This is a genomic window from Psychrobacter sp. BI730 (genome assembly GCF_013414195.1).
Taxonomy (GTDB): domain Bacteria; phylum Pseudomonadota; class Gammaproteobacteria; order Pseudomonadales; family Moraxellaceae; genus Psychrobacter.
In genome coordinates this window covers 181,757-194,733 of record NZ_JAATTV010000001.1, presented here as the reverse complement: position 1 = coordinate 194,733, position 12,977 = coordinate 181,757, and the positions used below count along the sequence as shown (strand labels likewise).

Below are 12,977 nucleotides of genomic sequence, written 5' to 3'. Positions count from 1 at the left end.
CCTAGCCACGATTTTTAGGGTTTAAAGTTTCAGGAAATAAATCACCAATAGAACCTTTCTTCGGGTAAGCTTTATTTACAGAATACATAAATTCTTCCCAGTTATCAGACGCTCTCATTAAACCAATCACAGCGTGTAAATGCATTTCAAGCGCCTTTCTTCCTTGGTTTTCTGATAAGTGTTGATGATCTCTATGTTTGGCAAGACCTTTTTCATCTCTTGGATTGAGTGCTTTTAGCTCATTAACTAAACCAACTGCCATTCGATCGTAAACTATATCGTTAGTATAGGTTCCAACAACACCAGGTCTATTAAATGTGCTCCACTTCCAATCTTTTAATCTAAATATTTGTTCATAAAATTCATCAGGAAATGTCTTAGTCCATGCAAGAAGATCTTTCGTAATATAAAAATTGAGAATTTCTTGTAAAGCTTCAGCTTTACGGATATTTTGATATCCAGTGGCCTCATCTACTAATGCAACGATACCAACTTTAGCTAAAGATCTGATGATAATTGAGGCTTGCATAGCAGTGTCTTTCTGGTTTTTGTATGTCACTGCACCTGCTTCATCGGCTAATATATATAGCTCACAAACTAATGGAATGATTATGGCATCAAAGCCTTGAAAGCTTTTACCATTTTCATCCTGATATAGTATCTTTTCTTTTACTTCATTAAGTTCATCGGAAATAAATGGTTGTAAATTTTTAGCATCCATAAAAGAAGGGGTATCAGGTAAACGTGCATTACCTCTTACTTCTCTACCCAAAGCTTTAAAAACATCTGAATGCTTAATTATTCTTCGACCATCGCTAAGAACAGCACATTCTAATTCTGCATCAGCAATTTTCATTGTGCCTGTATATTCTGAAACGAGCATAAAAAGTCCTTTTTATATTAGCTGGTATAGCGGCAAACAGCGGACTTAACCCAAAAGCCAAACCCGCCATTCATTAGAAGTTCTATTTAAAGAATTTCTCTTGCAAACCTAAATCTTACACGCACCGCCAGCACAATCATCTTCCATATCCGCTTGGGCATCGTTCGCACCATCACGAGTGTTATGGTAGTACAACGTCTTCACACCCATTTTATAAGCGTTTAGCAAGTCTTTTAGCAATATTTTCATCGGTACACGGCCACCTGCATAACGAACGGGATCGTAGTTGGTATTGGCAGAGATACTTTGATCGACGAACTTCTGCATGATAGCGACCAGCTTTAGGTAGCCGTCATTGTTTGGCATTTGCCATAGTAGCTCGTACTGATCTTTTAGCTTGTCAATCTCAGGCACGACTTGCTTGAGGATACCGTCCTTTGACGCTTTGATAGAGACCAGACCGCGTGGTGGCTCGATACCATTGGTCGCGTTGGCAATCTGACTAGAAGTCTCAGACGGCATCAAGGCGGTTAGGGTAGAGTTGCGCAGACCGTGAGTGGTGATTTCAGTGCGTAGCGTTTCCCAATCGAGATGTAGCGGCTCTTGGCAGATTTTATCCAAGTCGGCTTTGTACGTATCAATCGGCAAGATACCTTGTGAGTAAGTTGTCTCATTGAACGCAGGACACGCGCCTTGCTCTTTTGCCAATTTGTTTGACGCTTTCAAGAGATAGAATTGCAAGGCTTCAAACGTTTGATGGGTCAGACCAAGCGCGCTGTCGTCTGAATAGCGCACTCCATTCTTGGCAAGGTAATACGCATAGTTAATCACGCCCACACCGAGCGTACGACGACGCATACTGCCGTTTTGAGCGGCTTTAACTGGATAGTCTTGATAGTCGAGCAGGGCATCAAGCGCACGGACGATTAGCTCGGCTGGCTCTTCGATGTCGCTGACGTTTTCGACTTTACCCAAGTTGACCGCAGATAGCGTACAAAGGGCGATTTCGCCTTCTTCGTCATTGATGTTATCAAGTGGCTTGGTCGGTAGGGCGATTTCCATGCATAGGTTTGACTGGCGAATCGGGGCAACCGTTGCGTCAAATGGGCTATGCGTGTTGCAATGATCGACGTTTTGAATATAGATACGACCCGTACTGGCGCGCTCTTGCATCATCAGGCTAAACAAGTCTGCCGCTGGGATTTGACGGCTACGAATGCTTGGGTCATTCTCGTACTTGGTGTATAACTCTTCGAATTTGTCTTGATCTTCAAAGAAGGCATCATACAAGCCAGGGGTATCACCCGGTGAGAATAGCGAGATATCTTGACCTTTGATGAGGCGGGTATACATCGTTTTATTTAACTGGACGCCATAATCCATATGACGGACACGGTTGTCTTCGACGCCGCGGTTGTTTTTGAGTACCAATAACGACTCAACTTCTAAATGCCATAATGGATAGAACAACGTCGCTGCACCGCCACGGACGCCGCCTTGTGAGCAGCATTTAACAGCTGTCTGAAACAGTTTATAGAATGGGATACAGCCAGTATGCTGGGCTTCACCGCCACGGATAGGGCTACCTAGGGCGCGAATACGACCAGCGTTGATGCCGATACCAGCGCGCTGCGATACATAGCGTACGATGGCGCTAGTGGTCGCGTTGATTGAATCTAGGCTATCACCACATTCGATCAGTACACACGAGCTAAACTGGCGTGATGGCGTACGCACACCTGACATGATTGGCGTCGGTAGCGAAATTTTGAACTCTGAAGTCGCATCATAGAAGCGTTTGACGAAATCAAGACGATCTGATTTGTCGTATTGGCTAAACAGACACATACCGACGAGCATGTATAAGAACTGCGGGCTCTCATAGACAGTCTTGCTCACACGATCCTGTACCAAGTATTTACCAGCCATTTGCTCAACAGCTGCATAGGCAAGATTCATATCGCGCCAGTGATCAAGATACTCTTCTAACTCGTCAAATTCAGCACGGCTATAGTCAGCTAGGATGTGCTGATCGTATTTGCCAGCATCAGTCAAAGTTTTGACATGATCATACAGATGCGGCGGGGTGAATTTGTTATAAGCAATCTTACGTAAGTGGAAGATAGCCAAACGCGCAGCCAGATATTGATAGTCAGGCGTGGTTTCAGAGATTAGGTCGGCGGCAGATTTGATGATGGTTTCGTGAATGTCACGAGTCTTGATACCTTCATAAAACTGGATGTGCGACTTTAGCTCAACTTGAGACACAGACACGTTGTCCAAGCCGTGAGCTGCCCACGCTATTACCTTGTGAATTTTGTCTAAATCAATAGGCTCTAAACGTCCATCACGTTTGGTTACTTGGATTTTGTCAATATGTGTCATGCTGGCCTCTATTTTGATTGCTTATTGTGATGCTGCGCGCCGAGTGGGCGGCAGACATTCTTTATAACGCTATTATGCTGGGTTGTGCTAGCTGGTTTTTTTGGGCAAAAAGCTACCACTACTCATAGTGACGGTTAAAATCACTGAGTACTACATATAGCGTGTTTGTTAATTGGTAGGCACAATATAGCGGGAAAATTTTGAAAATACTATATTGATTTTAGAATAAAACTATGTTGCTACAAGGTTGTAGACAGTCCAAATTTTGGCAAAGGACGATGGGATAAGGGTTAGACGCAAATGAGGCCAATAATAAAATTTTTGTAAAAATTTCGTGACGATTTGCTTTTCATTCTCTCGGTTATTGTCGACCGATAATGGGAGTCATGGCGGCAATAATGCGGGCGCAGATTGTACATCAAACCACAAAAAATCGCCACCCATAACTGATTACTAGCGAGTGACGATTTGGACTAAAAAGGCGTGAAAGTTTTTTATGCGACTTATAAAACAATACGAACCGTTTTTGCATTATCAAGTGAGGCATAAAGCGCATTCACTTGCTCAGCAGCGGTTAGGTACAAATTAACCCGTGCTGAGTGAAAACGACCCGTTTTAGACGGCTTAACTTCGATAGACGCCAAATCAAAATCAGGGAATTGGCTACCCAAAATTAGCTTCACTTCATTAAGCAAACTCTCACGCTCGCCTTCATGACCGATGATGCTCAGTGGGTAGTTCATCGGGAACTCCCAAAGCTCTGGGTTTTGAATATCAGTCTTTTTGCCTACCAATGCGCCTTTATTTGGCGTCAGGTCAGTGACTTTAACTGATGGCTGATTGCTGGTTGGGTTATTTGGGCTGTTGTCGTTGTTGTCTTTTGAATCATCACTCATGATATGAGCCTCGCTTATATAGGTAAATAGGAAAAAGTTAATCAGTCATTAGCAGTAAATAATTAAGTAACTAACATTAAGTCATTCGAAAATCGCTGCTATATGCATTCAATTAGTCAGACATCTGCTTAAATCATACCAAAAGCATAACGCCAAAATCTGAGACAGGATCAGTGTAGACATTAGTGGCACTTAAATCAGTCAGGCTATAGTCGATTCAATTTAAAAGTAGTACAAGGCAACCGAGTGTAGATGTACATGTGATACTTCAAGCGAGGTTAACGCTGTCATACTTTTATAGTGGAATGGCTATATTAGGCAGAGAATATATGCACTGTTTATAGTGGTCTATGGACGATTATTCAAGTGAAGTCTGTATTTAGTCCGTTCTATTAAGAAATAGTAGATGAATTAGCTATTGTTAATAGCTATTAATAAAAACTACTGCAAATAGCCATTGATAGGAGTGATATCAGGCGGAATATCCGTCTCTCCCAATGCTTCTCGCAGGTTAATCTCGATAGTGCGTGACAAGGCAGTTAGAGGTAACTGGTTAGCCGCCAAGCCAAAAGGCTCTTCTAACTCTTCACTAAGCGCATCCAAACCAAAAAAGGTATAAGCAATCACCGCACAAATCAACGGGGTTGCCCAACCGAGTGATGCCACCAAACCGAAGGGCAACATAATGCAATACAGGTAGGTCGTGCGATGTACCAGCAGCATGTAAGCAAAGGGCAGTGGTGTGTTATGAATGCGCTCGCACGCTGCCAGTACAATTGTCATAGAGGTCAGGCGTTCATCCATATTTTGTATGACTTGTTCCGATACCAGTCCTTGACGCCGAATATCGCCAAGCTGTTTACCCATTAGGCGCATTATATAATCAGGTACGTTTTTCGCTTGGCGCATACGGTCATGGTGTATCGCTGCAACAAGAGGCTCGATATCCGCCCAAGGTGGCGTACCACGCAATCGGTGGCGCACCGCATGGGCAAACGCAATGGTCAGATATACCATCGTTCGCTGAGTATCGCGTCCAGTTGCATTGTTATCCTCGCTATCATCTATGGCAGTCGCATCGTCCTCATCTATAAAAGACAGTACTTGGCGCGTTAAGCTACGAGAGTCATATACCAGCTGACCCCATAGTCCGCGCGCTTCCCACCAACGCTGATAACTGGCATTGTTTCGAAACCCAAGAAACAACGATAAGGCAATCCCGAGCAAGGTAAACGTTGCCATACCATAATAAGGAAACGAGTCAGGCATCCAGTGCTGAATAATCGTGATGAGCGTACTAAGAATAGTAATCAGCAAAATTTGCGGATAAATTTTTGGAATGATTGATCCACGTAGAGTGAAAAATATCTTAAGGGCATTGGGCGTTTGCCGGACAATCATGTCAGTTTCCTAGCGATGGGGTATATGGAGACACTATTCAATGTCACGTATGATTCTAATATAGAAACGAAATCTGTAAAGCCCAAAAGGCTATAAATTTATTCAAACAGAAGCGTAGGGTGGTTACTTAAGCTCGGTAATTGGGTTAGCTAAAGGAGTTGAATCCTCGCCAAAAGGCAGATGTTTTTATTAATCTACTTTATGTATGTTAAAATGACGCCAAATATCACTTCTTAACTCTATAAAAGCTGTCACCGCAAAGATGAATACGCCACCCTAGCTGTACCCCTCCTCAGTAATGATTGCTTCCTATAGCAATTACTCTCATAAAGCGTCTAACGCTTTTTCTTGCGCGCACGCACTGCTTTAGCGTTTGTATCACTATTCGATATATCTAGTGGATCATAAAGATTACCCCACTAAGAGTAAGTTATGACGATAACTCGCTAACTATGATCGTTCACATTTTTATATTTATCATTTGATAGGCAATGGGCAAAGTACCTAGATAGCAAAGGATCTAAATATAGATATGCCTAGATAGAAATGCGTCAAACTTTTCATGTGAGCTGATTTTCAACTACTTTTTAGATACTTTCCAAATAGATGCTTTCTAAATAGTGATTAGATACTTCGTTTATTGACAGACTAAAGCAGTTCCCCAAAACTGAGTTAAATATGTTAAATACAATTAAAGAGCATTGGCTATCCAATGCGCGCGGCGATGTCTTGGCTGGCATGGTCGTCGCTTTAGCACTTATCCCTGAAGCGATTGCGTTTTCTATCATTGCTGGTGTTGATCCCCAAGTAGGGCTTTATGCCTCATTTTGTATCGCAGTAGTGATTGCGTTTGTCGGCGGTCGTCCAGCGATGATTTCGGCGGCAACTGGTGCGATGGCGTTACTAATGGTGACGCTGGTCAAAGACTATGGCTTGCAGTATTTGTTGGCAGCTAGTGTGCTGACAGGTGTGATACAGATTATCTTTGGCTTCTTAAAGCTGGGTAATCTAATGAAATATGTATCGCAATCCGTAGTGCTCGGCTTTATCAATGCCTTAGCTATTTTGATTTTTATGTCGCAGGTTCCTGAGCTGATGCCGCAGGCAGGTTCAAACCTAGTACATGTTTATGGTCTTGTGGCGCTAGGTCTAGTCATTATCTATGGCTATCCATATATCCCAAAGATCGGTAAAGTGATTCCATCGCCATTGGTCAGTATTGTACTGGTCACGGCTATAGCCATCTTATTAGGTGCAGAGGCTCGAACCATCAATGATATGGGTCAGCTACCTGATACCCTGCCGATGTTTTTGATACCTGATATCCCGTTGAACTTAGATACGTTGATTATTATTTTTCCGTACTCTATCAGTTTGGCGATAGTGGGCTTACTTGAGTCTATGATGACGATGACTATCGTAGATGATTTAACTGATACCAAAGGCGACCGTACGCAAGAGTGCAAAGGCCAAGGTATTGCCAATGTGGTTAGTAGCTTTTTTGGCGGGATGGCAGGCTGTGCGATGATTGGCCAGTCGATCATCAACGTCAAATCAGGCGGCTATACACGTCTCTCTACCTTAGTGGCAGGCGTATTTTTATTATTGATGGTTGTGTTCTTAAGCGATTGGCTAAAGATTATTCCAATGGCCGCATTGGTCGCTGTAATGATTATGGTGTCTATCGGTACTTTTAACTGGGGTTCGTTTAAAGAGCTAAAAACCAAGCCACTGCAAAGTAATGTGGTCATGATTACGACCGTTGCTGTGGTGGTCGCAACGCATAACTTGGCCTATGGCGTATTGATTGGCGTGCTGCTGTCAGCACTGTTCTTTGCCAATAAGATTGAGCGCTATATGAGTGTGCATAGTCACATGGATGAAGCAGCGAAAACGCGTTATTATCGAGTTGATGGGCAGGTATTTTTCTCATCAGTAGAGCGTATGATTGATTCCTTTGATATTAAAGAATCTGTCTCTAACGTGGTCATTGACGTGTCGCGCGCGCATTTTTGGGACGTGACAGCAGTCGCTGCCATAGATAAAGTGATTATTAAATTTCGCCGTGAAGGCACTGAAGTAGAGCTCATCGGTTTGAACGAGGCGAGCCAGGCGATGATAGATAATTTCGGTGTGCATGATAAGCCAGATGCTGAGCAAAGCTTAGGCGCGCATTAAATTAGCTACGTATTAATAGTGTCATATTGATAAATATTATAAAGCTGAATGTATCTCGGCTTTTTTTATGCAAATTAAAACCTGATTAGAAGATTATATTCTTTGTGAGTAAATATTTTAGAAGCTAATAGGATGGCAGAAGAGAAGGGATAGCTAGAAGGGAAGAAGTAACTGGTTTGGATGATGCGGTATGGAGATAGTTAATCGTTATATTGAAATATCTAGATGTTTTGTAACAAAGGAAAATAGTTCTATAGATTATGAGAAATTTTTAAAGCTTCAACAGCTCTTTTTCAACTTCATTGAGAAATGCTTCGATGTTAGCTTCATGACGCTGATAAAACGTCCATTGACCATGCGTTCGGACGTAACCAATCCTGCTTTTTTTAACACACCCATATAATTTGAAATGGTTGATTGCGACAATCCGGCTTTTTCTTGGATGTAGCTGACGCATACCCCATCCAGATTAGCATGCTCTGGTAATGACGCTGGAAAGTTCGACCTGTCCTTCAACCACTTTATGATTTGGCGACGCATGGGGTTGTTAAGTGCAGATATTATGTTTTCTGTATTCATAAAATATGTGATATCGATACCTAGTTAATAATCAACAATTGTCAGAGTGGAACATTAGATTTTTAGCTTACTCATTATGGGTCTAGACACCAAAGCGGTGTAGATTCTATTTACCGCCAATGTGCCAACCATATACAAATAAACGGCTACTAGTAGGATACTGCTTATAACTAGCGTTTATATTATGACTATACGTTTCTATAACAGTAGAGTATACAGCCAAAACTAGATTAATTATGACAGTTGTACTGTCTAGTCATCGGAATATTGTCGAATAGTAACAATATATGATGGACAAAAAAAGACTGTTTCAAATCGAACTTAACACTAAACGTTGTTACGACTGACTTATTAAATACACGTAAGTTTTGACATAATAAGCAGTAAAATAGTATTAGAAAGCTTCTGACATGACAAGGGCGTATTGAATATTCAACACGCCCTTAATGCTTTATGTTTTTCAATTTTATTAAGCTTTTTCATTAATCTGGTTAGCATCGCGGTAGAGTACCGAAAAACCTAATAAGCATAGTTGTGATATCTTAGCTTTTTAGAAATGCCTCAATTTTTGGTTTAATAGTCATAGAAACAATGACCATTAATGTCAATCCTACTGGTAATGCAACTAGAAATCCTTCTAACCAGCCATTCAAAAATGCTGTCTGATTAGCAAAACCGATCGTCTTTGAGGCAGTACTAAAGGCCAGCATAGACTCCATTATGCAAGCCATCACTACACCTGTGATGAGATTGCGTTTGTACGCTTTGGTATTAGGTAGCTTGTGATTAATAAATTTTGTGACCAGACCCATCAGTAAGAAGCCAATCGGCATAATCGCATACGCTGCAAGTAGCGCTCTAGACCAGTCTATAAAAAATGTATCGGAATATCCGACATTCATATAGGTCATCACACCTGTTAAGAGACCACCTATGACAGTCATTAAGGCAAGTATTAATAACACTTTGTAGAGCAACGGTGTTTTTTTAGTGCCATCATTCTTAGCGCTACCACTTTTAGAACCATCAATGAGCAGGGTCTCGGTATTTACTGGCATAGTATTTGGAGACATCGTTATTTTCCTATCATAAAGAGCGTTTAATTAGTCGGTGTTTTTTTCTGCCTGTCGATCGCTTACAGATTGGTCTTCTGCAACACCTGCTTTCCAGTAAGAAAAGGCATATAGCTCATCCTTAGACCACTGTTGCTCGACCTTTAGGTAATGACGAAGGGCTTTGACAGATGAGAATTCGCTAGCGATATAAGCAAAACGGCTCTGCTCTGCAGTTGGCAAATCGAGAGATTTTACTGTGTCGATTAATTGACTGCCTTGCGTTGGATCTGGGTTATGTAACCATGTCATGGTGATATTGGCCGCTGTCGACAACTCTTGCTCATCTTCTACACCGTGTACTTCGATGATGCATTGACCAGTCGCGCTGGCAGGCAAGGTTTCTAATATTGAACCGAGCACTGGTATCGCTGTGGCATCGCCAATCAGTAGAAAATTATCTGCATCAGGACAAAGCGCTTTGGTTTTAGGCTTCATTAAGATACCAATCTCGTCGCCAACCTCAGCATGAGTGGCCCAGCCTGAAGCGGGCGCCTCATCACCATGAGCGACAAAATCAATCCAAATCTGTTGTTTTGCTACATCAGCGCCGCGATGAGTATAAGTGCGAACTACAAAAGTAGTATTGTCATTTAGGTCAATTGGCTGAGCTTTATCGACAGGGATAAGTACTTTGTTATTTGCGCCAACAGTCATTGTCGCGATATTGGCAATAGTATCTGCTTGGCCTGTGAGGTATATACGGATGTAGTGCGGAGTAATCATTTGCTTGTGAGCCACGGTCATGATTTCGCGTACTGGTTTTTGATTTATTGTGTTATTCATACGGATCTGTCCTTACTTATTTATCGGTAGTCTTGCTGCTGCCAACGTTGTCTATCATGGTGCGACTGACACGGAAAAATAACGCAAGCTCTACGAGGCTTAAATCTTTCGTTAATTGCTGCCTTGTCCATTCTTCTGCTGCATCAAGCTTTGTCATAAGTTCTTCGCCTTTAGAGGTCAGCTGTAGTAATTGGCTTCGACCATCAAGCGGGTTATCTGTCTTCAAGATTAGCTCAGCCGCCAAAAGGTCATTTAAGGCACGAGTGATTTGCGCTTTGTCTCGCTGCATATGTTTAGAGATAGATAGCGCAGTGCTATTGGGGTTATAACAAACACCTTTTAAGGTTCTAATATTGGTCACGGACAACTCCACACCTTGCTGACGAATACCTTCTAGCAGTAGATTGGTATAGGTATGCATCAATTGATGTAGTGTTTCGCTCAATGAATTGTTAGACATAAAAACTCTTTAATATAGTTGATAGAAGCAACTATATAGAATAAGGTTGATAGTGTCAACTATAAAGTGGTTTTTGAAGGAGTGTGTTTATCTAAACTTGGATAATTTTGAATAAGAGAAGATAGTAGAAGGTAAAGTAAATAGGGGTGTATATTGAACAAGGAGCTTTCGGGTTAAAGGGATTTATGACTAGGAGGCTTTGCAATTGAGAAGATTTGTAATTAACAAACGCTGTGATTAATAATTTCTAGAATTAAAAAGCAGGCACAAAAAAAGCTGAGACATGCTCAGCTTTTTTATTTTTAGCAACTATCTGAAACCTATTAGCTAGGCTCAGTATTTCTCTGAAAATTTAGTCATTTTCAAGGAAAGAGCGCAAGTGTTCAGAACGTGATGGATGACGCAATTTACGCAATGCTTTCGCCTCAATCTGACGAATACGCTCACGCGTTACATCGAACTGTTTACCGACTTCTTCTAGAGTATGATCGGTTGGCATATCGATACCGAAACGCATTTTTAGGACACGCGCTTCACGCTCAGTCAGGTTGCCGAGTACATCACGAGTCGCTTCTTGCAGACCAGCAGCAGTCGCATCATCGACAGGGCTTGAGATCGTACCATCTTCGATAAAATCGCCTAGGTGCGAATCTTCATCATCACCGATCGGAGTTTCCATAGAGATAGGTTCTTTGGCAATCTTCAACACTTTACGGACTTTAACTTCGTCCATCTCTAAGCGTTCGCCTAATTCCTCAGGTGTTGGCTCGCGCCCCATTTCTTGTAGCAATTGACGTGAGACACGGTTGATTTTGTTGATGGTCTCAATCATATGCACAGGAATACGAATGGTGCGCGCTTGGTCAGCAATAGAGCGGGTAATCGCCTGACGAATCCACCATGTGGCATAGGTCGAGAACTTATAACCACGGCGATATTCAAACTTATCAACGGCTTTCATCAGACCGATGTTACCTTCTTGGATAAGATCCAAGAACTGTAGACCACGATTGGTATATTTTTTGGCGATAGAGATAACCAGACGTAGGTTAGCTTCAACCATTTCTTTTTTCGCGCGGCGAGCTTTTGCTTCACCAACAGCCATGCGACGTGCCACATCTTTCATGTCGTGGATTTTCATATCGAGCTGCTGCTCATAATCACGGATACGACGTTGTAATAAAATAACGTCATCAGTGACTTTTTCTAGCGTACCAGCAAATGCAGGCTTACCTTTGATACGTTCAATCAACCAATCAACGTTGGTTTCATTGCTAGGGAAGGTCTTACGGAACTCTTCACGCGGCATACGACCACGGCGAATCACCAAACGCATGATCTGACGCTCTTGCTTACGCACGTCGTCATAGACGTCATGCATGATAGCCATGACTTGGTCTGACAAGCGATTGTTTAGCTTTAACATCATAAAGCGTTCAGCAAGTAGGGCATATGCTGTATCAGCCTGTACACTACCACGGCCATAATCAAGCAATGCTTGCTTAGCTTTGATAAATAGATGCTCGATCTCTTCTAGGCGTAAACGAACTTCTTCTGGATCAAGACCGCTGGTTTCTTCTTCAGCTTCGTCTTCAACGTCATCTTCATCTTCGTCGTCATTATCAAGCGCGGCTGCTTTCGCATTGACCTTAGCTTTGATAACCGGTGGGTTTTCTTTTTCTTCTTTGATGCGTTCACGCTCTTCTTTCGCCGCTTCCTTTGCTTCTTGAGCTGCGATTTTGTCTTCTTCGGTCTCAGGGTCTAAGAAACCAGTGATGACGTCAGATAGCTTTTTTTCGCCGTCTTGGACTTTTTGATACTCGTCAAGGACAAACTGTACGGTACCAGGCCAGTAAGACATGGCATGCTGTACATCACGAATACCTTCTTCGATACGCTTAGCAATGGCAATTTCGCCTTCGCGAGTTAGTAGGTCAACCGTACCCATCTCACGCATATACATACGGACAGGGTCAGTGGTGCGACCAGGCTCAGTCTCAACAGAGGCGAGTACCGCCGCTGCTTCATCTGCTGCCATGTCATCATCACTTGAATCATCGTTCATCAAGATGTCATCGGCATCAGGAGCTGATTCAAAGATTTTGATACCGACATCGGTCAGCATTTGCACAATGTCTTCGATCTGATCGCTTTCGGTAATAGAGTCGGGCAGCTGGTCATTCACCTCAGCGTAGGTAAGATACCCTTGCTCTTTGCCCATTTGGATTAAGGTGGCCAGTTGAGATGTGGACTTAGAAACTGACTTATCGTTCATAAATACTCGCTTACTTGCATCG

10 protein-coding genes are annotated in these 12,977 nt (G+C 42.4%); 1 reads left to right on the top strand and 9 read right to left on the bottom strand.

From position 1 onward, the window contains the following. Position 1: 1 nt before the first annotated feature. From HCZ91_RS00740 to HCZ91_RS00725, 4 genes are all read right to left on the bottom strand, one after another. Positions 2-883 (bottom strand): P63C domain-containing protein, encoded by an 882-nt coding sequence (locus tag HCZ91_RS00740; protein WP_179797361.1) that lies wholly within the window; start codon positions 881-883, stop codon positions 2-4. Positions 884-991: 108 nt separating this feature from the next. Next, a complete protein-coding gene (gene nrdA, locus HCZ91_RS00735) occupies positions 992-3,268 on the bottom strand; it encodes a class 1a ribonucleoside-diphosphate reductase subunit alpha (protein ID WP_179797359.1) in 2,277 nt (758 codons plus the stop codon). Between the two features lie 503 nt (positions 3,269-3,771). Next, positions 3,772-4,083 (bottom strand): DUF493 domain-containing protein, encoded by a 312-nt coding sequence (locus tag HCZ91_RS00730; protein WP_310649256.1) that lies wholly within the window; start codon positions 4,081-4,083, stop codon positions 3,772-3,774. Positions 4,084-4,605: 522 nt separating this feature from the next. After that, positions 4,606-5,565 (bottom strand): bestrophin family ion channel, encoded by a 960-nt coding sequence (locus HCZ91_RS00725; RefSeq protein ID WP_179797357.1) that lies wholly within the window; start codon positions 5,563-5,565, stop codon positions 4,606-4,608. Positions 5,566-6,243: 678 nt separating this feature from the next. On the opposite strand from HCZ91_RS00725, the gene HCZ91_RS00720 reads away from it, so the two are divergent. Next, positions 6,244-7,743 (top strand): SulP family inorganic anion transporter, encoded by a 1,500-nt coding sequence (locus HCZ91_RS00720; protein ID WP_179797355.1) that lies wholly within the window; start codon positions 6,244-6,246, stop codon positions 7,741-7,743. Between the two features lie 279 nt (positions 7,744-8,022). Here the strand turns inward: HCZ91_RS00720 and HCZ91_RS00715 are convergent, their stop codons facing one another. From HCZ91_RS00715 to rpoD, 5 genes are all read right to left on the bottom strand, one after another. Next, positions 8,023-8,283 (bottom strand): ArsR family transcriptional regulator, encoded by a 261-nt coding sequence (locus tag HCZ91_RS00715; RefSeq protein WP_257019931.1) that lies wholly within the window; start codon positions 8,281-8,283, stop codon positions 8,023-8,025. A 581-nt stretch (positions 8,284-8,864) separates the two neighbouring features. Next, positions 8,865-9,395: a DUF2798 domain-containing protein gene (locus HCZ91_RS00710; protein WP_218869992.1), complete on the bottom strand. Its 531-nt coding sequence runs from the start codon at positions 9,393-9,395 to the stop codon at positions 8,865-8,867. Between the two features lie 30 nt (positions 9,396-9,425). Then, positions 9,426-10,220, bottom strand: coding sequence for a siderophore-interacting protein (locus HCZ91_RS00705; RefSeq protein ID WP_179797353.1), 795 nt, complete (start codon positions 10,218-10,220; stop codon positions 9,426-9,428). A 16-nt stretch (positions 10,221-10,236) separates the two neighbouring features. Beyond that, positions 10,237-10,680, bottom strand: a complete 444-nt coding sequence (locus tag HCZ91_RS00700; protein ID WP_179797351.1) for a MarR family transcriptional regulator — start codon at positions 10,678-10,680, stop codon at positions 10,237-10,239. A gap of 352 nt (positions 10,681-11,032) precedes the next feature. Next, a complete protein-coding gene (gene rpoD, locus HCZ91_RS00695) occupies positions 11,033-12,955 on the bottom strand; it encodes an RNA polymerase sigma factor RpoD (RefSeq protein WP_101204784.1) in 1,923 nt (640 codons plus the stop codon). Positions 12,956-12,977: the final 22 nt, after the last annotated feature.